General features: G+C 50.2%; 13 protein-coding genes. 9 read left to right on the top strand and 4 right to left on the bottom strand.

Annotated elements, in window-relative coordinates:
• Window positions 1-77: 77 nt before the first annotated feature.
• A complete protein-coding gene (locus tag WBJ53_RS28540; protein WP_338872664.1) occupies window positions 78-482 on the bottom strand; it encodes a DUF4783 domain-containing protein in 405 nt (134 codons plus the stop codon).
• A gap of 154 nt (window positions 483-636) precedes the next feature.
• On the opposite strand from WBJ53_RS28540, the gene WBJ53_RS28535 reads away from it, so the two are divergent.
• A complete protein-coding gene (locus WBJ53_RS28535; protein ID WP_338872662.1) occupies window positions 637-1,149 on the top strand; it encodes a phosphoribosyltransferase family protein in 513 nt (170 codons plus the stop codon).
• Window positions 1,150-1,204: 55 nt separating this feature from the next.
• Here the strand turns inward: WBJ53_RS28535 and WBJ53_RS28530 are convergent, their stop codons facing one another.
• Window positions 1,205-1,381: a hypothetical protein gene (locus WBJ53_RS28530; protein WP_338872660.1), complete on the bottom strand. Its 177-nt coding sequence runs from the start codon at window positions 1,379-1,381 to the stop codon at window positions 1,205-1,207.
• Window positions 1,382-1,473: 92 nt separating this feature from the next.
• Window positions 1,474-4,446, bottom strand: coding sequence for a DEAD/DEAH box helicase (locus WBJ53_RS28525; RefSeq protein ID WP_338872658.1), 2,973 nt, complete (start codon window positions 4,444-4,446; stop codon window positions 1,474-1,476).
• 758 nt (window positions 4,447-5,204) lie between these two features.
• On the opposite strand from WBJ53_RS28525, the gene WBJ53_RS28520 reads away from it, so the two are divergent.
• Complete coding sequence (locus WBJ53_RS28520) at window positions 5,205-11,759, top strand: SdrD B-like domain-containing protein (protein WP_338872656.1); 6,555 nt, start codon at window positions 5,205-5,207, stop codon at window positions 11,757-11,759.
• Window positions 11,760-11,862: 103 nt separating this feature from the next.
• Here the strand turns inward: WBJ53_RS28520 and WBJ53_RS28515 are convergent, their stop codons facing one another.
• Window positions 11,863-12,885 (bottom strand): LacI family DNA-binding transcriptional regulator, encoded by a 1,023-nt coding sequence (locus WBJ53_RS28515; protein WP_338872654.1) that lies wholly within the window; start codon window positions 12,883-12,885, stop codon window positions 11,863-11,865.
• A gap of 466 nt (window positions 12,886-13,351) precedes the next feature.
• Here WBJ53_RS28515 and WBJ53_RS28510 point away from each other — a divergent pair, with 466 nt between their 5' ends.
• The 7 genes from WBJ53_RS28510 to WBJ53_RS28480 all read left to right on the top strand — a co-directional run bounded on the left by WBJ53_RS28510 (window position 13,352) and on the right by WBJ53_RS28480 (window position 23,791).
• On the top strand, window positions 13,352-14,302 hold the full coding sequence (locus tag WBJ53_RS28510; RefSeq protein ID WP_338872652.1) for an RraA family protein: 951 nt from the start codon (window positions 13,352-13,354) through the stop codon (window positions 14,300-14,302).
• 126 nt (window positions 14,303-14,428) lie between these two features.
• Window positions 14,429-15,709, top strand: a complete 1,281-nt coding sequence (locus WBJ53_RS28505; RefSeq protein ID WP_338872650.1) for a mandelate racemase/muconate lactonizing enzyme family protein — start codon at window positions 14,429-14,431, stop codon at window positions 15,707-15,709.
• A gap of 54 nt (window positions 15,710-15,763) precedes the next feature.
• Window positions 15,764-17,191, top strand: coding sequence for an acetylxylan esterase (locus tag WBJ53_RS28500; RefSeq protein WP_338872648.1), 1,428 nt, complete (start codon window positions 15,764-15,766; stop codon window positions 17,189-17,191).
• Window positions 17,192-17,286: 95 nt separating this feature from the next.
• Window positions 17,287-18,534, top strand: coding sequence for a mannonate dehydratase (gene uxuA, locus WBJ53_RS28495; protein ID WP_338872646.1), 1,248 nt, complete (start codon window positions 17,287-17,289; stop codon window positions 18,532-18,534).
• Window positions 18,535-18,637: 103 nt separating this feature from the next.
• Window positions 18,638-20,764 carry an alpha-glucuronidase family glycosyl hydrolase gene (locus WBJ53_RS28490; protein ID WP_338872644.1) on the top strand — a complete coding sequence of 709 codons (2,127 nt, stop codon included), beginning with the start codon at window positions 18,638-18,640 and terminating at the stop codon, window positions 20,762-20,764.
• 81 nt (window positions 20,765-20,845) lie between these two features.
• Complete coding sequence (locus tag WBJ53_RS28485) at window positions 20,846-22,264, top strand: Gfo/Idh/MocA family oxidoreductase (RefSeq protein ID WP_338872642.1); 1,419 nt, start codon at window positions 20,846-20,848, stop codon at window positions 22,262-22,264.
• Between the two features lie 141 nt (window positions 22,265-22,405).
• Complete coding sequence (locus WBJ53_RS28480; RefSeq protein ID WP_338872640.1) at window positions 22,406-23,791, top strand: putative oxidoreductase C-terminal domain-containing protein; 1,386 nt, start codon at window positions 22,406-22,408, stop codon at window positions 23,789-23,791.
• The last annotated feature ends 13 nt before the right edge of the window (window positions 23,792-23,804 follow it).

The following is a 23,804-nucleotide window of genomic DNA, read 5'->3' as shown; positions in this document are numbered from 1 at the left end:
GTCAAAATGAAGCACAAAGATACAGCGATTTAGCTTGTCTGATACAGGTATTTCTACAATACATTGGTCATTCGGAGTTACTCTTTTCTGAAATGCAGCGCATTGATCACATAATTCCGGTCGGCTGTCTGCCGCATCAGTATATATACGGCAAAAGTACGGCCTTCGGTGCTGTAGATGCCAGTGCTGTAGCGAAGTTTGTCGGAAGCACCCCGATAAACGAACTGAAAGTTGTGGGGAGGGTATTTTCTGAAAAAGGAACGGAGTATAAGTTCGGCATGGGTAGCTTCTACCGACGAAAAGTCTACATGTTCGGCATCGATAACCAATTCAATTGTTTTGTTGAATCGCGCCGACAGTAGCCCGGCGTTTCCTTTCCGCAATGACGTCTGTACGGTTTGAATAACTTCCGAATCGGATGTTTTCTTGACAGGGGGGAGACTCAGATTAAGTAGCAGGACGAGTGTGGTAAGGAAATTCATGTTTTAAAAAGCAGGAGAGTATGTCCCTACCTTGGCGAAAACTATGCCAAAATCATTAGTCCAGCGATGATAAATTAGCCATGCCAATTAACTTTTTTCGTTGGCTTGCTGACTTTTCTCATCTTTGCGCCTTCAATCGTATATTACTGGCTTTATGAAAACCGCTCAGCCAACACTTATTCTGAATGCAGAGCAAATTCGACAGAAAATTCGACGGATTGCTTTTCAGATTTACGAAAATAATTTTGAGGAAACGGCGCTGCTGCTGGCCGGAATTACGGGCGAGGGGTTCGTACTGGCGAAAGCATTGGCCAACGAATTGCAGCGAATTGCCCCCTTTGCTGTAGAAATCATGCAGCTCAACCTCGATAAGACACAACCGTCGCAACCAACGGTAGAACCCGACCGGGCAGATCTCGATTATACCAATAAGGTGGTTATTGTTATCGATGATGTGCTGTATACGGGACGGACGCTTGCGTTTAGTCTACAGCCTTTTCTAAACGTGCCCGTACGGAAACTACAGGTTGCCGTACTGATCGATCGAAATTACCCTCGCTATCCGGTTGCGGCCGATTATAAAGGCTATGAATTGAGCACAACCTTAACCGACCATGTTGATGTAGTGCTTAGCGACGAACAAACCCTTGGGGTCTATTTACGATAGCTACCGCAGGAGAGCAGAGAACACAACTGACCGCTGCTCTCCTGTGGCTTTTGCACTACGATTTGGTACTTCGGAGTAAACTAACGCCGGAAAAGAAAAAAACAGCGCCGATAATTACATACACAAAAGACGCCTGAGCAACACCGCCTTTTGTAAAGTCGATGCCACCATAAATCAGACCTGCCAGCCCGACCAGCGTTAAAATGATTCCGAATGTGCTTTTAACGTTCATACGTTGAGTTTTTTAGGTGAATGATAGTGTACTGGCATAATAACGATCACCAGCGCATATCTTCCCAAAAAACTCCTGAATCGTTTTGCTGCTTATTCGAGTAACACCATAATATCTTCCTTGGTGAGTGATTTCATGAAGTTTTCTTCGGTAGCAATCAGACTGCCAGCCAGTTGCTGTTTGGCGCGCTGCAGCGAAAGAATTTTTTCCTCAACGGTGTTTTTGGCAATAAACTTATACGTAAACACGGTCTTTTGCTGGCCTATCCGATGGGCGCGGTCTACGGCCTGTGCTTCAATGGCAGGATTCCACCAGGGGTCCAGAATAAACACATAATCGGCTGCCGTCAGGTTATGGCCTAAACCACCGGCCTTGAGCGAAATCAGAAATAGCTTTACTGAATCGTCGGTCTGAAATAGTTCGACCTGGCTTTGTCGATCCTGCGTGGAGCCATCCAGATAGGCATATTTGATGTTCTTTTCCCGCAGATATTGCCGAACCACATTCAGGTGTTTGATAAACTGGCTAAATACCAGCACTTTGTGATGCTCTATCATGGCTGTTTCCAACCGGAGCAGAACGTCGGAGAGCTTACCGGAGTCACCTTCATACTCATCGTCTACCATGCGCGGATGGTTGGCAATTTGCCGAAGTTTGGTCAGACCCTGCAACACGATCATCTGCGATTTGGCCATGCCATCTTCTTCGATCCGCTCCAGAATCAGATTGCGATAAAACGATTTCGCTTCTTCATATTGTTTTTCCTGATCGGGCGTCATTTCTGAATACAGGATACTCTCGACCTTTTCGGGAAGGTCGGTTGCTACCTGGGCCTTGTTTCGCCGGAGCATAAACGGTTTGATGAGACTATACAACCGTGCGGTTTTGGTTTCATCGTGTCGTTTTTCGATGGGAATCAGAAATTCGTTCCGAAAAAACGACTGGCTGCCCAGCAAACCCGGATTAATGAACGACATCTGAGACCAGAGGTCCATGGTACTGTTTTCGAGCGGTGTTCCCGTCAGAATCAGGCGATTCGCGGCATTGAGTTGCATAACCGCTTTGGTGATGTGCGACGACGGGTTTTTTATCGCCTGCGACTCGTCCAGGATGATATAGTTAAAGCGGTAGTCACTCAACAAATCAATATCAATCCGCACAATGCCGTAAGAAGTAAGAATCAGATCATACTCATCAAATTGAGCCGTATTTTTTTCCCGATAAGTACCCGTATAGACCATAACGCGGAGGTCGGGCGTAAATTTTCGGGCTTCGAGTTCCCAGTTATAGAGCAGCGAAGTTGGCATTACCAACAACGATGGTTCCATGGCACCCGCTTCTTTTTGTCCCTGCAACATGGCCAGTGTCATAACCGTCTTTCCCAACCCCATGTCGTCGGCCAGGCAACCGCCAAATCGGTATTGCCGTAGAAAATTCATCCAGTCGTAGCCAGCCTGCTGATATGGGCGGAGCGTACCTCTAAATGCTTTCGGAATAGCAAAGGACTCAATTTCTTCGAAATCGCGGAGCCGTTCGAGTTTCCGGCTCATGACGGTTGTGGCCAGGTTGTCGCGTTCCAGTTCCTGCACCAGGGCCAGGTGATGTTTTTGTAGAACGAGCCGGTCGGCATCACGAGGGTCGATGCTGTCGGGCTGTTCGATAAATCCGAACAATTCGGAATATTTGACAAACCAGACTTCCGGAATGACGGCTATTTCGCCATTCGGGAGGGTAAACTCATGCTTTTTGTTAAGAATGAGCGTCCGTAGTTTCAGGAAAGGAATCTCAAACTCGCCAAAGCGAACATTGGCATAAATATCGAACCAGTCGCGACCTTCTTCAATCGACACACTAATGCTTGAATAGCCGAGAAAGTATCGTTTGCTATCCTGCGCATTCTGTCGTAACAGAAAACCAGCTTCGTGAAGGTTAAGGGTATTGTCGGCCAGCCAGGTGAATGCTTCCGATTTGGGAATGGCCAGGCGACCATGCCGGAGATCGAGGCCCGATTCTCGCAGAAAGGCCAGCTTCTGACGTTCCAGCCGTTGGTCGCGACGGATTTTATGAAAGATGTAGTCTTCTCCTTTTTTTTCCAGACTGACATTGGCCGATGGTCCAAAGCTATCGAAGCGGAACGTGAAATCGCCGTATTGAAACGACAGATCGAATGCGATTCGTTGCCCTGATTCTTCGTCGGGCTCGGGCGAATCGTTGAGTAAACCTACCGAAACCGTTCGACTCGAGGTAACCATTTCCGATACAGTCAAAACAGGTACTGGTTCCATGGCTTCAGCCCTAATTTCGAACCCCTTGGCATATACGTCATAGGCCGCTATGAGCTGTGTTACAAACCGCTCATAATACTGTTGTTCAATATTTTTGGGGATAACGATGTGGTTTTTGGAGAAGAACGGCCGAATTTTTTTTCCATCGACGTTTTTGCTGAAATGATAGACGCGATTATTGACCATCATATAAGCTGGTTCATCGCAGATCATCAAGGCGCCTTTCGACTGAAACTCCACACGTTCGGTTTCGCCACTGTCGCCAACGGGGTAGCGGATAATTGGGAAATAATGCGTTGAATCGGCATTACGAACAAAGTGGAAATGGATTTTGGCTGGTTCGGGCATCCATTCGATGGTTGCCCAGGCTGGGTTACCATCATTTCCCATAATATAGAAAGGCTTACCGGGCAACAGTGCCATAATCTGTGCCTTAATATTTTCGAGGTAGCCACAGATTGCTTCCTGGATTAGTTTATCGCCTTTGTGCGGATCGTAGATTTTGAGAAAGAAATCGACAGCCGGAAGTTTACGGTTATTGAATTTTTTAACGATAGTGTCCTGCTGAATACTTTCGATGAGCCGCACCAGTTCGAAATCTCGTTTATCTAATTCCTGAGAAAATTCAGCAACGTTTTGGGTCGAAAGGGTTTGGTTGAGTAGAGTCAGTTCGCCCCGGCCATTCAACTGTACTACAAATGCTTCGATGAGATAGCCCAGGAATTCATGTTCTAGCAGCGAGTAAACGATTTGGAAAGGTTGGGAAGGCGAAACTTTCATGATACAGCAACAGCAAAAGGGTCAGCGTAACGATAAAAATTGGCCAGAAAAGGCCTGCAAGCGATAAAAAGAGGTTCCGGCGGGAAAAAAAGTAAGCTACTGAAAGCGAGCTAAAGAGTAAAACTTATGATCGTTTCGGTATAGCTACTGGTCTCAAATATACGAACAGAAACAACAAACTCAATCGGAGATTTAGCGGGTGGGAAAACTTCTATTCCAGTATAGCTACGACTAGCAGATGGCTTCAGTGGCAATTTGGTAAACGAATGTATATGGCTTATTATACGCTTAACGAGCAATAATTTGTAATCAAATGCAACTTTGGCACACTATTAGTAGGCACGACTAATTAGGCATTTTTGATATAACTTTATCTATATAAAATATGAACTAAAAAATATTTTTTGTCTCTTATTAAAATTTAACCTGAATATACTTTTTGGTTAGTAGTAAATATACTTTACTTACTCTGTAGAGTATATTTTAGTGGAAAATTTTGTAAAATTTAATCTATTAACTGCTTGTAAATTAATTTATTAGTATATGCGGTTGCTCCTTATTTGCTAATTGCAAGTGTTTTACAAACTTGATTAGGGTACATACTAAATTGGTGTCTCTATATATACTTTTTATTGACTTACAGATTCGAAAAAGGATACTTTATTTTATATGTGATAAACATTGGCACCTTGTTTGTCTGCTTAGTAGCGTAGTTGTGCTGCCTTCATTTAGAGCAAATAGATCCAGATAACATCCTGATGGGTTTAGGGGTCGATTCTCCAATTGATTTTGGCTTAAATGTTACTTATATGCAAGAAGACGTTTACTCGTGCCATAGTGAAAAGATACCTGGTACTGTAAGGTGCCATCTATTGTTTTTTTCTCGGATCACTGGCTTTCTAATTCTTTTTACAGTCTTATGCCAATCGGTATTCGCCCAGATATCAGGGACGGTCTATCGGGACTTTAATGAAGATGGTGTCCGTAGCTACTCGACGGCTGCTCCCCTGGCCGGAGAAATAGGGGTCGGTGGAGTAACAGTCAACTTGTATAGTAGTACTGGCTTAGTGGCAACAACTACTACTAGTTCGGCTACGGGTACAGCGGCAGGTACTTACTCGTTTACAGGGGTAACGTCTGGTACCATATACCGGCTTGAGTTTGTCAACCTGCCAACCGGTACCTATGACGGGCCCAAAGGGACAAATAGCGCTACGTCGATTCAGTTTGTTACGGCTCCAACTACTACCGCTAACTTCGGTATTAACGATCCGGCCGATTATTGCCAGGCTAGCCCTACGTTTATTTTACCCTGTTACGTAAATGGTAACTCAACGGGCACCGGAACATCGAGCACAGCCGGTGTGCTGGTTACACTTCCTTATAGTGCTACCAGCAGTGGCACTAGCAATACGACGCAGGAGTCAGCAGCCGGACTAAACAATCAGATCGGAACGGTTTATGGGGTGGCTTACCAGCGAGCTACTAAGTTTATTTATACCTCTGCTTTCGTAAAACGGCATTCTGGATTAGGGCCAAGTGGTGCCGGAGCTATTTATATCTCAAAGCCCTCTGGTACTACCTTTACCCATGCTGCATTTACAACACTTCCAACGGCCGTATCTGCCGTTTCGGCACCTTCAATCGGCGGAACAACAGTTGTTGGTACGAACTCAGGCCGTGGCCTTCCGAATGCGTTAACTGCTTTGAACCACGATGAAACTTCTTTTGATCAGGTAGGTAAAGCTGGTCTGGGCGATTTGGAAATATCGGATGATGGCACGGAGCTGTATGTTGTTAACCTTGGCGATCGGTCTCTGTATAAAATCCCCATTATCAATCCAACCAGTGCGAACCCAACCGCGGGCACACCTACCAGCTATACCTTGCCAGCAGTTAGTCAGACCTCTGGTAGTGTATTTCGCCCATTTGCCTTAAAATATTATCGTGATAAAGTCTATATAGGTGGGGTTACGACCAATGAAGCCGTGTCGACAACATTAAGTTATGGGACAGGTTCGACCGGTGGTAGCACCGCAATGAGAGCCCGCGACACAACGGGTATGAAAGCCGTTGTGTTCGAATTTAATCCATCGACCGGCAACTTCACTACGGTTTTAACATTTCCCTTAACCTATCAGAAGGGTGCGTCGGATAACGACCAGACTGGTGTAAGCCGGGCTGACCGCTGGTATCCGTGGACGAATGTTCAGGCGGGGACCGGGCTTATTCCAAACCGATATGCACGGAATGATTTGGCAAATGCCAGTTATCCGCAGCCGATTCTGGCCGATATTGAGTTCGATCCTGTCGATGGGGCTATGATTTTGGCCATTCGTGATCGCTTCGGTGATCAGTATGGCAATAACAACTATGGGACGAGTACCTCCGACAATTCGACACTTTATAGAGCCATTTCTCCGGGTGATATTTTAAGGGCTGGCAAGTGTACAACGGGCGTAAATCAATGGACTATTGAAAATAATGCCCGGATTTGTAATGGTGTACCAACGGCTGGAGCAAACACGAGTCAGGGGCCGGGTGGTGGCGAATACTATTATGGCGATGCTATTGCATTACCCAATACATCAAATCCCTATCACCTGGAGATGGCTGGGGGCGGGCTGGCGCTTTTTCCGGGCAAGGGTGAAGTCGCTTCGGTGGTCATGGACCCAACTAATAGTGTTGATGCGGGCGGTATTCGCCGGTTTAAAAACTCCGATGGGTCGGGAAGTCCCGCAACGAGTGTGCAGGTGTATGTAAGTAGCGACGTAGCAACGTATGGTAAAGCCAATGGTCTGGGCGATCTTGAATTAGCCTGCGATCTGCCTGCGGTTCAGATCGGTAACCGAGTCTGGCGCGATAATAATAACAATGGCATACAGGACCCTGGTGAACTGGGGCTGGCCGGTGTGCAGGTAGTATTGACAGGGCCTGGTGGAACTACAGTGGCAACGGCCACAACCGATACGAATGGCGAATATTATTTTTCGACAGCTACGGGGACAACTACATCCAGTTCGGTCTATAACTTAACATTGACATCAGGAGGGAGCTATACGTTAAGTTTCCCAACCAGTGTTAGTGCGTTTAACATTAGTACGCTACCAAATTCGGCCACCGGCACTAATGCTGATGCGATCGACTCTGATGCTAGTGCCGCGGGGATCATTACGTTGACCTTGGGCGCTTCCGGCGAAAATAACTTTACGTTTGATGCTGGCTATGCCTGTGCACCATTAGCGTTATCCTTAACCTCGGCTACCATTTGTGCCGGTCAAACGGTAAGCTTAACGGCAACTTCGGGCTTTAGTAGCTATACCTTCTCGTCAGGTTTAACGCAGATAGGAGCGTCCAATGTGGCCAGTGGTACGGCTACGGGAACATATACCGTAACGGCCGTCAATTCCGCAGGCTGTTACGGTACGGCAACTGGTACTATTACTGTGAACCCGTTACCCGTTGTATCTCTTTCTTCTGCTACCATTTGTGCTGGTACATCTGCAACATTAGTAGCAACGTCAGGGTATGCCAGCTACACATTCTCTGCCGGACTAACGCGAATTGGTACAACGAATATGGCCACAGGTACAACGGCTGGAACCTATTCGGTAACGGCGGTTAGTAGTGCGGGTTGTACAGGTGTTGCGTCGGGGACAGGCTTAGGGTCGATTACGATTAACACAAACCCTACAGCAGTTTTAACCTCAACAACGATTTGTGCCGGAACTCCTGCTACTTTAACTGCTAGCGGTGGTAGCAGTTATGTCTTCTCCAATGGCACTAGCAATACGACGGGCATATTAACTGTTTCGCCGACCAATACAACAGTTTACTCGGTAACAGTAACCTCAGGAGCGGGTTGTTCGGCGGTGGCCAGTGGTACGGTGACAGTCAATCCGTCGGTAACGGCCACCATGACCTCGGCGACGATTTGTTCAGGCATGTCGGCCACCTTAACGGCCAGTGGTGGTAGCAGCTACCACTTCTCAACGGGGCTGACCAATACGACGGGTATGCTAGTGGTGTCGCCAACCAGCACGACGGCTTACTCGGTAACGGTAACCTCAGGAGCGGGTTGTTCGGCGGTAGCCAGTGGAACAGTGACAGTGAACCCCTCCGTAACGGCCACCATAACCTCGGCGACGATTTGTTCAGGCATGTCGGCCACCTTAACGGCCAGTGGCGGCAGTAGTTATGTCTTCTCCAATGGCACCAGTAACACGACGGGTGTGCTAGTGGTGTCGCCAACCAGCACGACGGCCTATTCGGTAACGGTAACCTCAGGAGCGGGTTGTTCGGCGGTGGCCAGTGGTACGGTGACAGTCAATCCGTCCGTAACGGCCACCATGACCTCGGCGACGATTTGTTCGGGGGTAAGTGCGACGCTGACGGCCAGTGGCGGCAGCAGCTACCACTTCTCAACGGGGCTGACCAACACGACGGGTATGCTAGTGGTCTCGCCAACCAGCACGACGGCCTATTCGGTAACGGTAACCTCAGGAGCGGGTTGTTCGGCGGTGGCCAGTGGTACGGTGACAGTCAATCCGTCCGTAACGGCCACCATGACCTCGGCGACGATTTGTTCGGGGGTAAGTGCGACGCTGACGGCCAGTGGCGGCAGCAGCTACCACTTCTCAACGGGGCTGACCAACACGACGGGTATGCTAGTGGTCTCGCCAACCAGCACGACGGCCTATTCGGTAACGGTAACCTCAGGAGCGGGTTGTTCGGCGGTGGCCAGCGGCACGGTGACGGTGAACTCGTTTGTGACAGGCAGTCTAACCTCGGCAACGATTTGTTCAGGCATGTCGGCCACCTTAACGGCCAGTGGCGGCAGTAGTTATGTCTTCTCCAATGGCACCAGTAACACGACGGGTGTGCTAGTGGTGTCGCCAACCAGCACGACGGCCTATTCGGTAACGGTAACCTCAGGAGCGGGTTGTTCGGCGGTGGCCAGCGGCACGGTGACAGTGAACCCCTCCGTAACGGCCACCATGACCTCGGCCACAGTGTGTGCCGGTGAATCAGCAACGTTGGTCGCTACGGGCGGCAGCAGCTATACATTTAGTACTGGCGATGTGAATACAACAGGGATGTTAGTGGTTTCGCCAACCAGCACGACGGCCTATTCGGTAACAGTAACCTCAGGAGCGGGTTGTTCGGCGGTGGCCAGTGGTACGGTGACAGTGAATCCCTCCGTAACGGCTACCATGACCTCGGCGACGATTTGTTCGGGCATGTCGGCCACCTTAACGGCCAGTGGCGGCAGTAGTTATGTCTTCTCCAATGGCACCAGTAACACGACGGGTGTGCTAGTGGTCTCGCCAACCAGCACGACGGCCTATTCGGTAACGGTGAGTTCAGGAGCGGGTTGTTCGGCGGTGGCCAGTGGTACGGTGACAGTGAATCCCTCCGTAACGGCCACCATGACCTCGGCGACGATTTGTTCGGGGGTAAGTGCGACGCTGACGGCCAGTGGTGGTAGCAGCTACCACTTCTCAACGGGGCTGACCAACACGACGGGGCTGCTAGTGGTGTCGCCAACCAGCACGACGGCCTATTCGGTAACGGTAACCTCAGGAGCGGGTTGTTCGGCAGTGGCCAGCGGCACGGTGACAGTGAACCCCTCCGTAACGGCCACCATGACCTCGGCCACAGTGTGTGCCGGTGAATCAGCAACGTTGGTCGCTACGGGCGGCAGCAGCTATACATTTAGTACTGGCGATGTGAATACAACAGGGATGTTAGTGGTTTCGCCAGCCAGCACAACTGCTTATTCTGTAACAGTTGTGAATGGTAGTGGTTGTATGAATAGCGTATCAGCTACCGTGGTAGTGAATCCGTTACCAGTAGTGACCATGACTTCGGCTACCATTTGCATGGGCCAATCCACTACATTGACGGCAACAACAGGCTTTGATACCTATGTATTCTCATCTGGATTGGTTCAGATTGGTTCATCGAACATGGCTACAGGCACAACAGCAGGTACCTATTCCGTAACGGCAATTAGTAGTGCGGGCTGTTCGGCAACGGCTATGGGAAGTATTTCGGTTAGTCCTGTTGTTAATGTAACACTCACGTCTGCTACGATTTGCACAGGCCAGATGGCCGTGTTGACGGCAACACCCGGATACGATACCTATATCTTCTCAACCGGACTGACTCCTTTAGTTGGGCAACCCAATATGGCGACAGCCGTAACCGCCGGTACCTATTCCGTAACGGCAATCAGCACTGCTGGATGCTCGGGCACCGCAACCGCCACTATTACAGAGAATCCCGCTGCTGTTGTAGCATTGAGTTCGGCTACTATTTGTGCGGGACAGTCGGCAACGCTAACCGCCACGCCCGGCTTCGATACCTATGTGTTCTCAGCGGGAATCACTCAGATTGGTTCGTCGAACATGGCCGTTGGTACAGTTGCCGGAACTTATTCCGTAACAGCTACCAGCGGTGCCGGATGTACCGGTTCTGCAAGCGGAGACATTGCCGTCAACCCATTGCCAACGGCTACGATACTGGTTAGCAGCGCTACCATCTGCCAGGGCGAAAGTGCGACGATGACAGCTAGTGGAGGTGCAACCTATGTCTGGTCGACAAATGAACAGACTGCATCGATTACGGTATCGGCCGATGGTGTTTATTCAGTAACCGTGACCAGCGCCGAAGGATGTTCCGATGTGACGAGCACGACCATTACCGTCAATCCATTGCCCGTTCTGACAATCAACTCCGCAACGGTTTGTGCCGGACAGTCGGCTACGCTGACGGTTGGTGGCTGCGATGGAGGAACCATTCAGTGGTCTATGGGCGATGCAACCGTATCGGTTGTGGTATCGCCAACCTTAACTACAACCTACTCGGCAACCTGTGTACTTTCGACCGGCTGTAGCTCTACAACGTCGACAACGGTAACTGTAAATGCCATGCCGACGCTAACTGCGGGCCCTCCCCAGGCAGTAACGGCAACTTGCACAGGGGCAGTAGCCAACAATGATGCTCACATTGATCTGACAGGACTGATAAACGCCGAACGTGCCGATATTGTAATGGGCAGCACCTATGGAAATGGACCGGTGTATGGCGCACCAACAAACCTAACGGTAACGGCGGGTGCTGTGAGCTTCACGAATCTGCCGAACCCAATCACCAGTCAGCCTTATACAATCCGTTTGTATAGTTCGAATGGTACCTGTTATATAGATGTGACGGTGATTCTGGAACCTGCAATCTGCAATTGCCCAGATCCGAAGTGTGTACCAATTGTTATTCAGAAAATTAAAAGCGCGCGAACCGCTATAAGATAAAACATATAGAGAGAATATGTCGAATAGAAACCCCGGTGATAGCATTTTGCCGGGGTTTTTTGTGTAAGGTTTTCGCGTTCCGGGCGGTGCCCACTTGACCTGATTAGCTCTTTTTCTGAGACGACTCCCGAACAATCAGCTCGGAGTGCAGAATGATTGTGTTGGTCGTCTGAATATCCATAGCACCATTTAAGTGGTTAATTAGGCTCTGGGCGGCAATTTCGCCCATTTTTTCGCCAGGATAATTAATCGTCGTCAGATTCGGATCAATCACCGTCGATACTGGGTCATTGTTGAAGCCGACAATGGCAATATCGCCGGGAATGGAAAACCCGGCCTGTTTCAGCATCCGCATACAACTTACAGCGCAGAAATCATTGGTCACAAAAAGACCATCGGGCCGCTTGTCCATCGACTGGATTGTCCCGGCTGCCATCATGCCTGCATCCTGGCTCAGATCCGTTACCATAATTAGTTCGTCGTTGTAAGGGCGACCGAATTCCATAAGAGCCAGTTTATAGCCTTTAAGTCGATCGGCATACACATTCCGCTTCAGATTGCCCGTTACGTGCATAATGCGCTGGCATCCCTGTTGAATCAGATGCGCGGTTGCTTCATAGCCAGCTTTTACGTTGTCAATAACAATATTGGTCCCCTGCTTATGTTCGATTACCCGATCAAAAAAGAGTAATGGAATGCCTTTAGTAATAAAAGCATCGAAATGGTCGGTGTTTTCGGTGTCATAAGCAACCGACACCAGCAGCCCATCGACCCGGCTATTGAACATCGTTTTAGCATTGGCCATTTCTTTTTTAACCGATTCCAGCGACTGGCTAATGATCAGATTATAAGAAGCTTTATTGGCTACCTTTTCCATACCAGCCAATACGGTCGACATAAAATTGCTGTTTAGCCGGGGCACAATAACACCAATTGTATTGGTTCGCTGGCGCCTAAGATTACTGGCAAATGTATTCGACCGATAGCCCATTTCCTTTGCCGTCGCTGTAATCATACTTTTCGTATTGCTATTGATGGCTGGGTGGTCGTTAAGGGCTCTGCTAACCGTAGCTGGTGAGAGGTTCAACAATCGGGCAATGTCATAAATGGTGGTTTCTTTCTCCATAAGAGAGGGGAGCTGGCAAGTGGCATATAAGGTATAGGTAAATTTATTCTACGCCTTATATGCAATCGGTTGCGAAAATTTTTGACATTAGTAGCAACTAATTCGGGCCTTACTGATGACCGGAAGAGTAAAAGCGAGTGACTGTATGCTTTTTAACTCTAAAATAGTTATTATTTTCTGGTATTTTTTATGCAATCGGTTGAAATACTAAAAATAAATTGAAGCTTACCTGGTTGTGAAGTATAGTACCCAGCGTCGGATGGCTGATTGTCAATTTCCAACGTCCTACTTTGTTCATCATAGATAGGTAGTCAGGACTCCCTCCTGCGATTGAGCAGGAGGGATGTTTAGTGAAGGAAAGGAATTTTGTGATAAAATTTTCAATCGGTTGCATTAGGTAGAATGGATTAGCTAACGGCCTTATACTGAGTAAATACCTAAACCCTGAAAAATTAGTTACGCTATTATGAAATCAGTAGTCTTTATTATGGCTGTGCTGGCACTGGCCGGATCGGTAACCCGGTCGGTAGCGCAGCAGATTTCGAAAGAAGAACTCGTACTGCTCACGCCCGAATGGAAAGGCGATCGGTTTGCCGATGGTCGTCCGAAAGTGCCCGATGCCATTCTGAAGCGTATGAAGCTGGTTACGCTCGAAGAAGCCTGGGCGGTGCTGAAAGGTGCAAACTTTAAGTATCAGTATTCGGGCGGCTGGCAAACCATCAACCCCGACAGTGTATTGGTTGGGCGCGCACTTACGGCTACGTTTATGCCCGGTCGGCCCGATATCCATCGGGTAATCGACAAAAAAGGACACGAAAAAGATGGACGCGTCAAATCGCAGAATGCCTGGCCCATCGACATGCTCACAAAAGGCGACGTATATGTGGTCGATCAGTTCGATATGCAGGAAGATGGACCAACCATTGGCGATAACCTCGGTAACTCCATCTATGCTAAAACCGGTAATGGAATTGTCTACGAAGGGGCTATCCGCGACATTGCGGGCCTGAAAGAAATTGGCGGCTTTACGTCCTATTTCCGGTCATACCATCCCTCGCATCACCTTAACAATCCCGACGGTGATCTGAACACAACGCTGGTGGCCATCAACCACCCAACCCGCATCGGTAAAGCTACCGTAATGCCCGGCGATGTGGTGTTAGGACGCGATGGGGGCGTTATTTTCATTCCTCCCCATCTGGCCGAAAAAGTAGTGAAAACCTCGGAAATTGTACGGTTGCGCGATATGTTTGGGCACCAGCGGCTACGTGAGCAGAAGTATACGCCCGGCCAGATCGACAACCGATGGTCCGACGAGATAGAGAAGGATTTTTCACAGTGGCTCAACGCCCACCTCAACGAACTGCCCGTTCCGAAAGAGCAGATTCAGGAATATTTGAAAACCCGCACCTGGTAAACGATCCTAAACTCTGCAACCACGAAACCTTCATGCTGGCACACGCTCCCCAAGGCATGAAAACTCGGTTTCTAAACGCCCCGTTGGGACGGTCGGCCGCTGCCGGTTGGGAGCTTTTTTATTCAGATGAAAACGACATCACGCCGTTCGTTCCTGACCAAAAGTGCTATTGCCAGTGCCTTAGCGGCCTCGTCGCTATCCAGCTACGGCACTGGTCTTGAAACTGCCATCGAACGAACACCTCAATCGTCGGCCCCTTCCGACCTGAAAATTACCGACATCAAATGCGGCTACACCCGCAATGGGCATAGTCTGTTCGTGAAAGTGCATACCAATCAGGGAATCTGGGGGTGTGGCGAAGCGGTCGATGCATCGGTAGGGACGTACTACCTCGTAAAAATGATCGGCCAGCGCATTAAAGGCCGAAGTCCGCTGAATGTGCACCGCATTTTCGAAGACGTTCGGAAAGCGGGTTTTTTCGAAGGGGCGCAGGCCGGTATCTATATCTCGGTGTTGTCGGCAGTTGAAACGGCCCTTTGGGATCTGGTTGGTAAAGCCCTCGGTTTGCCCGTCTACCAGTTGCTGGGCGGAAAATTCCGGGATAAAATCCGGGTCTATTGCGACACAGGTGCTTACCGCGAAACCGATACCAGTGCCGAAGCCTTTGGCAAAAGTGCCAAACGGGCCGTCGATATGGGTTTTACGGCCGTAAAATACGACATCGACGAGCGCAATGACCCTAACAAATACGACGCCTATAACTGGACTGCCAGCCCCGGCGAACTGGAACGGATGTATAATCAGATAGCAGGTGTGCGGCAGGCGGTTGGCCCAAAAATCGATATATGCGTCGATATGCACGGGCGATATGATGTCACAACGGGTAGGCGGGTTGCCAAAATGATGGAGCCACTAAATCTGCTCTTTCTGGAAGAACCCATACCGGCCGAAAATCCCGAAGCCTACCGCCAGATCCGCGAAGCCTCGAACACGCCCATCTGTGCGGGCGAAAATCACTATCTGGCGCATGGATTTCGGCGGCTGCTCGAAATTGGCGCTGTCGACATTATCATGCCCGATTTGCAGAAGGCTGGCGGGCTGGGCGAAGCTCAACGCATTGCCAATCTGGCAAATCTCTATTATGTGCCCTTTGCCCCGCACATGGTCGCATCGTATCTGGGAGCGATGGCATCGAGTCATGTTTGTGCGTCGGTGCCCAACTTTCTGATTCTTGAATGGCAGATTTATTTCCACGAAGAACCGATGTTTAAAGAGATCGTCACGTTCGATGGACCAATGGTTGAAAAAGGCTTTATTCCGCTTTCCGAAAAGCCCGGTATTGGAGTAGAAATCAATGAGGAGGGTATGCGGAAATATGCTCCGAAAGACGTACCATTCTTTGTGTAGTCATTAGTCATTAGAATTAACCAATGACTAATCACCAATCAACCTTCCGACCTTATGCAAAAACTGCGTTCACTATACTGCGTTTGCTGGCTGCTGGGCTTTGTGCTGTTGGACAATGTAGCTCATGCTCAATCGCCCGATTTTATGAAAATGTCGCCCGAAGAGCGCCGGGCTTATATGGATAAAATGCGGGCAGCGGCTCAGGCCGACTGGGAGAAGGTAATGGCTAAATTTCATCTGAAACAGCCTGCATTGCCTGCACCTGCCGACGACCCAAAACGTCCGGCTCATGTTAAGCAGAAAGAAGGATCGACTAACTGGTATGATGAAGCCGGAAATACATACGTTCGTTCGGGCTGGGGCAATTGGACGAACTACGACGAAGCAAAGGCCAGCAGCTACACATTACCCGATCCGCTGGTACTGAAAAACGGCAAACCCGTAAAGGATGCCAGCACCTGGTGGAAACAGCGTCGGCCCGAAATTCTGAACGATTTCCTGACCGACGTTTATGGTAAAACGCCGAAAAATACACCAAAGGTGCGGTTCGAAGTTACGGAGGTTACCGATACGGCCCTGGGTAGTAAAGCCATCCGTAAAACAATTGTCGGTCATATCGATAACTCCCATTACCCAAAGGCTAAACCGAGCGTGAACATGACGCTGTATGTGCCCGCCAATGCGAAAGGGCCGGTGCCGCTGATGGTGCTGGTATGGGGCGCTTTCCCAACGCCGATGCTTACCATTAATCGGGTGATTGCCAAAGGGTGGGCCGTAGCTACCTTCCATACGGGCATGATTCAGCTAGACAGTGGAGCAGGCTTACACGAAGGTATTATCGGCCTCGTTAACGAAGGGAAAGACCGCAAACCCGACGACTGGGGCGTTTTATCGGCCTGGTGCTGGGGCCTCAGCAGGGCACTGGATTATTTTGAAACCGATAAAGCCATCAATCCCAAACAGATCGGTATTCAGGGGCATTCGCGCTGGGGGAAAACTGCCCTGCTGGCTGGCGCTACCGATCCGCGCTGGGCCATCGTGTTTGCCAGTTGTTCGGGCTCAATGGGGGCTTCGCTCGAAAAACGCAATTATGGCGAAACAATCGACAACGTAGCGGGCTCGGGCGAATACCACTGGATGGCCGAAAACTTCGTGAAATACGGCGGTAACTGGCAGACCATGCCCGTCGATGCGCATGAACTGATTGCGTTGGTTGCACCCCGCCCGATTTTCATTACGGGAGGAACTAAAGATTTGTGGGCCGACCCACATGGCGAATTTCTGGCCTGTGTAGGCGCAAGTCCGGTTTATACGTTGCTGGGTAAAAAAGGCATAAGCGCAACCGAAATGCCCAAACCCGACGAATCGGTGATGGCGGGCGATGTGGCTTTTCGAAACCACGAGGGCGGCCATACCGACGCACCCGACTGGCCGGTTTTCCTGGAATTCGCCGAACGGGAGTTTAAAAGAGCGAAAGAGTGAAAGAGTGAAAGAGTGAAAGGCTCCGCCCGGTATTAATTCTGCACTCATGCGAAGCTTTTCGCTCTTTCACTCTTTCGCTCATTAAAAACACATACATGGGAATGCTGCAGACGATGCGCTGGTTCGGGCCGAACGATCCGGTGTCGCTAATGGATATTCGGCAGGCAGGCTGTACGGGTGTTGTTACAGCCCTGCATCAGATTCCGGTTGGCGAACGCTGGCCGGTCGAGGCTATCGAAGAACGTAAACAACTGGTCGAAGCCAGTAATGATCGTTATAGTCCGCTGCACTGGGCCGTAGTCGAAAGCCTGCCGGTTCATGAAGATATTAAGAAAGGTTGGCCGGGCCGAGACTTGTATATCGAAAACTATAAGCAGTCGATTCGGAATCTGGCGGCTTGTGGCATCAAAACGGTTTGTTATAATTTCATGCCGGTGCTCGACTGGTCGCGGACGAATCTGACCTACCAAATGCCGGATGGATCGCGGGCGCTGCGGTTTGTCTGGGAAGATTTTGCTCTGTTTGATTTGTGCATTCTGAAACGGCCCGGTGCCGAAACCGACTACGAACCTGCTGTAGCCCAGGTCGCCCGGAAGAAATTTAACCAGATGACGGCTGACGAAGTGGCGCAACTGGCCAATGTGGTGCTGCTTGGTTTACCAGGGTCGGAGGAGGCTTTCTCGCTCGAAACGTTTCAGAAACTACTGGACGACTATGCTACCATCGGCGACCAGCAACTGCGTGAGAATCTTTACCATTTTATTCGGCAGGTAGCGCCCGTGGCCGATGAAGTGGGCGTAAATCTGTGTATCCACCCCGACGATCCACCCCGACCACTACTGGGTTTGCCCCGTGTAGTCAGTACGGAAGCCGATCTGGCCCAACTTATGGCGGCCTGCGATGTAGTTGCCAATGGAATCACATTCTGTACTGGCTCGCTGGGTATTCGCCCCGACAATGATTTGGTGGGAATGATTCGGCGGTTTGGTAACCGCATTCATTTTATTCATCTCCGCACAACAAAGCGCGAAGGTTTTGCCTGGAACTTTCATGAAGCCGACCACCTGGCGGGCGATGTGGATATGTATGCGGTGGTGAAAGCCATTGTGCTCGAACAGCAGCGACGCGCTCAACTGGGAACTGGCGTTACTTCAATACCGATGCGCCCTGATCATGGGCACCAGATGCTCGACGACTTGCATAAAAAGACATATCCCGGCTATTCGGCCGTCGGTCGGTTGCGGGGGCTGGCCGAAATTCGGGGGCTGGAATTTGGTATTGTCCGATCGTTGGAAGAAACAGAAGGTATTGTCACACAGCGGTCGTTTGTTATTGGTAAGTAGGCATTTGGTTGCCGATCGGCGCTACTCGTCCGCGCTTGTATCGCGCGGACGAGTAGCGCGAAGACACTAATGGCTAACCGACCAGGACTAATATTTTAAAAATATGCATTGTAAAAAACTTATCGGCTTTCTGTCTTTTCTGCTCATCGTTATCAGCAGCTATGCTAAGCCACCATTGCCCGATGATGGATACCGCTTGTGGCTTAAATACGATCGGATCAGCGATGCCAGCAAGCGAGAGGCCTACGCCCGATCGGCGCAGTTTATAGTGCTCAATAGTAGTAGTCCGATACTGAAAGCGGCTGCCGAAGAGTTGCAGATGGGCTTACAGGGGCTATTGGGCAAAAACGTGCCGATCATAGCCAGTGCTGGTAACCGAACGGGCGGTGTGGTGCTAACCAGCGGCTCCAATGCTGGGGTGCAAAGCATGAATGCCGAAGGGTACCAGGTTACCAACCGGGCCAGCAACATTGTAGTGGCCAGCAAAACCGATGCGGGTGTTCTATATGGCACGTTTGCCTTGTTGCGTCATATTCAAACCTTACAGCCACTCAATGCCCTATCGCTGACCAGCAATCCGAAAGTTCGCTATCGGATGCTGAATCATTGGGACAATACAAACGGCACCATCGAACGCGGCTATGCGGGTGAATCGCTCTGGAAATGGTACGAACTTCCTGAGCGGCTAGACCCTCGCTATCGCGACTATGCTCGCGCCAATGCCTCATTGGGAATCAACGGAACGGTTGTAAACAACGTCAATGCCAGTGCCCGATTCCTCACAGCCGAGTATTTGCAGAAAGTGGCCGCTCTGGCCAATGTCTTTCGTCCGTATGGCATTCGTGTCTATTTATCGGTCTATTTCCCGGCACCTAAAGTGATTGGTGGGCTAAAAACGGCAGACCCGCTCGATTCCGACGTTCGCAAATGGTGGGCCGATAAGACGAAAGAAATCTATAGGCTCATCCCCGATTTTGGAGGCTATCTGGTCAAGGCGAATTCGGAAGGCGAACCGGGTCCGCAGGATTACGGCCGAAACCATGCCGACGGTGCCAATATGCTGGCCGAAGCACTGAAACCCTACGACGGCATTGTGCTGTGGCGAGCCTTTGTGTATAAAGCCGATCCGAAAGCCGACCGCTTCAAGGCTGCCCTCGATGAGTTTGGTGATCTGGATGGCAAATTCGACCCGAAAGTGATCGTTCAGGTGAAAAATGGCCCTATCGACTTCCAGCCGCGCGAACCATTTTCGCCCTTATTCGGCAAGATGCCCAAAACACCGCTGGCGATGGAATTTCAGATTACGCAGGAGTACCTGGGGTTTGCCACTCATCTGGTCTACGAAGCGCCCATTTTTAAAGAATGTCTGGAGACAGATACCTATGCCGGGGGTAAAGGTTCGTCTGTTGCCCGGGTCGTGGATGGTAGCTTGCATGGCTATGCTATAACCGCCATGGCCGGTGTTGCCAACACGGGTTCTGACCGCAACTGGACGGGGCACCCGATGGCGCAGGCCAATTGGTATGCCTTTGGGCGGCTGGCATGGGACCATACGTTATCATCGGAAGCGATTGCCCGCGAGTGGGTGAACATGACGCTGACTACCGATCCACAGGCGGTTAAGCGCATAACAGATCTGATGCTCCGGTCGCGGGAAATTTATGTGAACTACAATACGCCAATGGGCCTTTCGCGGCCATGGGCAGGTGTTCATTTTGCGCCCGAACCCTGGCAGGACAAAAGCCCCCGACCCGACTGGACGGCCGTATATTATCATCGCGCGGACTCTACCGGGCTCGGCTTCGACCGAACCCAAACCGGAAGCAATGCACTGGCGCAATATAGCCCAGAGGTTCAGAAAAAGTGGAATAACCCAGAAACCTGCCCGTTGCCCTATCTGCTGTGGTTTCATCATGTGCCATGGACCAAAAAACTGGCTACCGGTCGAACCTTGTGGGACGAGTTGTGTACGCATTTTTATACCGGAGCTGATTCGGTTGGCTGGATGCAGCAGCAGTGGGTGCAGGTGAAAGGAGCCGTTGACCCGGAGACTTATGCTAACGTTGCTGGTCGGCTGGCAACGCAGCATAAAGAAGCGATCTGGTGGCGCGATGCCTGGGTGCTATATCTACAACAATATGCGCGGCAACCTATTCCTGCGCCGTTTAAAAAGCCCGACCGAACGCTGGACGACGTGAAGCAACTGGTGCACATATACCTGATGCGCTAATGAAAAGTCAGTGTGTAAGATGGATAGATATAGTGTGTAAAAAGCTTTTGACTAATAACGATCTCTAAACCCTTAAGGACCATGCAAAAAGACAATGTAGTGGATGAGTCGAGACGCAGTTTTCTGAAAACGACTGTCCAGGGAGCCTTAACTACAACGATTATGGGAGGTTTTCCAACAATTGTACCCGCTTCGGTATTTGGCAAAAATGCGCCTAGTAATCGAATTAATATCGGTGCCATTGGTACCGGACGCATTTCGCGGGGGCACGATATGCCGGGCGTCTGGCAGTATGACAATGCGCTGATTATGGCCGTTTGTGACCTGGACAGCAACCGTGCAAACGATGCCAAAAAGCTGGTAAACGGCTATTATACAAAGAAAACCGGTAAAGAGTACGACGGCGTTCGGGTATATACCGACTACCGCGAACTATTGAGTAACAAAGATATTGACGCCGTTCTGGTTAGTACACCCGACCATTGGCATGCACCCATTGTGGTTGATGCGGTTCGGGCGAAAAAGGATGTATATATGCAGAAACCTGCCTCGCTGACCATTGCCGAAGGGCGCATGATGGCCGATGCCGTGAAACAGTCGGGGCAGATTGTGCAGGTAGGCAGTCAACAGCGTTCGTCGGAGCAGTTTCGGTATGCGGCCGAACTAGTGCGCAACGGTCGGATTGGTCAGTTGAAAACGGTATATGTGGGCTTGCCGGGCGACCCATCGGGCGATGAGGAACCACAGATGCCGGTTCCCCAAAACCTGAACTACGATATGTGGCTGGGGACAACGCCGGAGGTGTATTATACCGAAAAGCGGGTGCATCCACAGGTCGGCTACGACCGACCGGGCTGGTTGCGCTGCGAGCAGTTTGGGGCAGGCATGATTACCGGCTGGGGCGCGCACCACGTCGACTCGGCCCATTGGGCGATGAACACCGAATATACGGGGCCAGTCGAGATCTGGGGTAAGGCCGATTTCCCAAAAAGCGGTTTGTGGGATGTACATGGTATTTTCCGTACCGAAGCCATGTATGAGAACGGCGTACACATGATCGTTACCAACGAAATTGCGAACGGTATCCGGTTCGAAGGCACCGAAGGCTGGATTTTTGTGTCGCGGGGCGATGCGTCGGTAACGGCCAGCGACCCTATTGAGAAACAGAATGCGGCTAAAAAGCTGGATGCCAGCGATCCGAAGATTCTTACCTCCGTTATTGGTCCCAACGAGGTTCATTTAACCGTTAGCAAAGAACATCATGGCAATTGGCTCGAAAGCATTGTGAGTCGCAAGCAGCCCATTGCCCCGGCCGAAGTTGGCCACCGGTCATGCTCGGCCTGTTTACTCCATCATGCCGCCATGAAACTGAATCGTAAGCTATATTGGGACCCGAAAAAGGAACAGTTCAAGAACGATCCCGAAGCCAACGCCCTCCTGTCGCGCCCACAACGGCCCGAATACGCCATTAAAGCGCTGGCCTCTGCGAAGGGGAGGTAGGTGGTTTATGGTTTACAGTATTCGGTTTACGGTTGCTGCGCTTATAAGTGCCCATCCTACTATTGCAGCACAACCGTAAACTGTAAACCGAATGCCGTAAACCATAAACGATAAACCGAAAACTGTAAACCGAAAATAAGAATGAAGTTATTGCCTACTGTTGGTAGTTTGTTTATGGCGGCCCTGCTTGCGGGTTGTCAGTCGTCGGAGAAAAAAGCCGGAGAAGATTCGGGAAAGGGTATGATTCACCTGATTACGCTCGATCCGGGCCATTTCCATGCGGCTCTGGTCCAGAAAACGATGTACGACGGTGTCGATTCGGTGGTGCATGTGTACGCACCAGATGGCCCTGATCTTCAACTCTATCTGGACAAAATTGAAGGCTATAACACCCGGCCCGACGATCCGACGCACTGGAAAGAGGAGGTCTACAAAGGCCCCGATTTCTTCGATAAAATGATTGCCGACAAAGCGGGCAACGTAGTCGTGATGGCGGGTAATAACCGGCTAAAAACCGATTACATTCACAAAACCATTGGGGCTGGATTTAATGTGCTGGCCGATAAGCCAATGGTGATTAGTGCCGCTAAATTCGATGAACTGAAAGATGCCTTTACCGAAGCCGACAAAAACAAGGTGATGCTCTACGACATCATGACGGAGCGGTACGAAATCACGACTATGCTACAACGGGCCTTTTCGCAGCAGGCCGATGTGTTTGGTACGCTGGAAAAAGGAACGCCCGACAATCCATCTGTTACGAAAGAGAGCGTTCACCATTTCTACAAAAACGTATCGGGTAGTGTGCTGACGCGGCCAGCCTGGTTTATGGATGTCGATCAGCAGGGCGAGGGGATTGTTGATGTTACGACGCATCTGGTCGATCTGGTACAGTGGGAATGCTTTCCTGAACAAACCATCGACTACCAGAACGACATTAAACTGACATCGGCCCGCCGGTGGACAACCGATATGAGCCTCGATCAGTTTAAGGCCATTACCAAACAGGATGCTTTCCCCGATTATCTGAAGAAAGATGTAGTCAATGGCAACACTCTGCGCGTGTATAGCAACGGCGAAATCAACTACCAGCTTCGGGGCGTCAACGCGAAGGTATCGGTTACCTGGGCCTACAAAGCACCCGAAGGCGGTGGCGACACGCACTATTCGATCATGCGCGGCACCAAGGCCAATCTGATCATTCGTCAGGGTGCCGAACAGCAGTACAAGCCAACGCTCTACATCGAGCCTGCTGGTGGCAACACATCGCTCGAAACATCGCTGAAAACCGTTTTGCCCGCTATCCAGAAGGATTTTCCGGGTGTCGATGTAAAGAAAATTGCCAAAGGCTGGGAAGTTGTAATTCCTGACAAATATAAAGAAGGGCATGAAGCGCACTTTGGCCGGGTGATGCAGAAATACCTGCAATTCCTGAAAGAAGGCAAGATGCCTGCCTGGGAAGTTCCTAACATGATCGCTAAATACTATACAACAACGCAGGCGCTGGAACTGGCGAAGAAAAAATGAGCGAAAGAGTGAA

This window comes from Spirosoma sp. SC4-14 (assembly GCF_037201965.1).
Lineage (GTDB): Bacteria > Bacteroidota > Bacteroidia > Cytophagales > Spirosomataceae > Spirosoma.
Note: the sequence above shows the minus strand (reverse complement) of the source record. Positions and strands in the feature narration are given on the sequence as shown.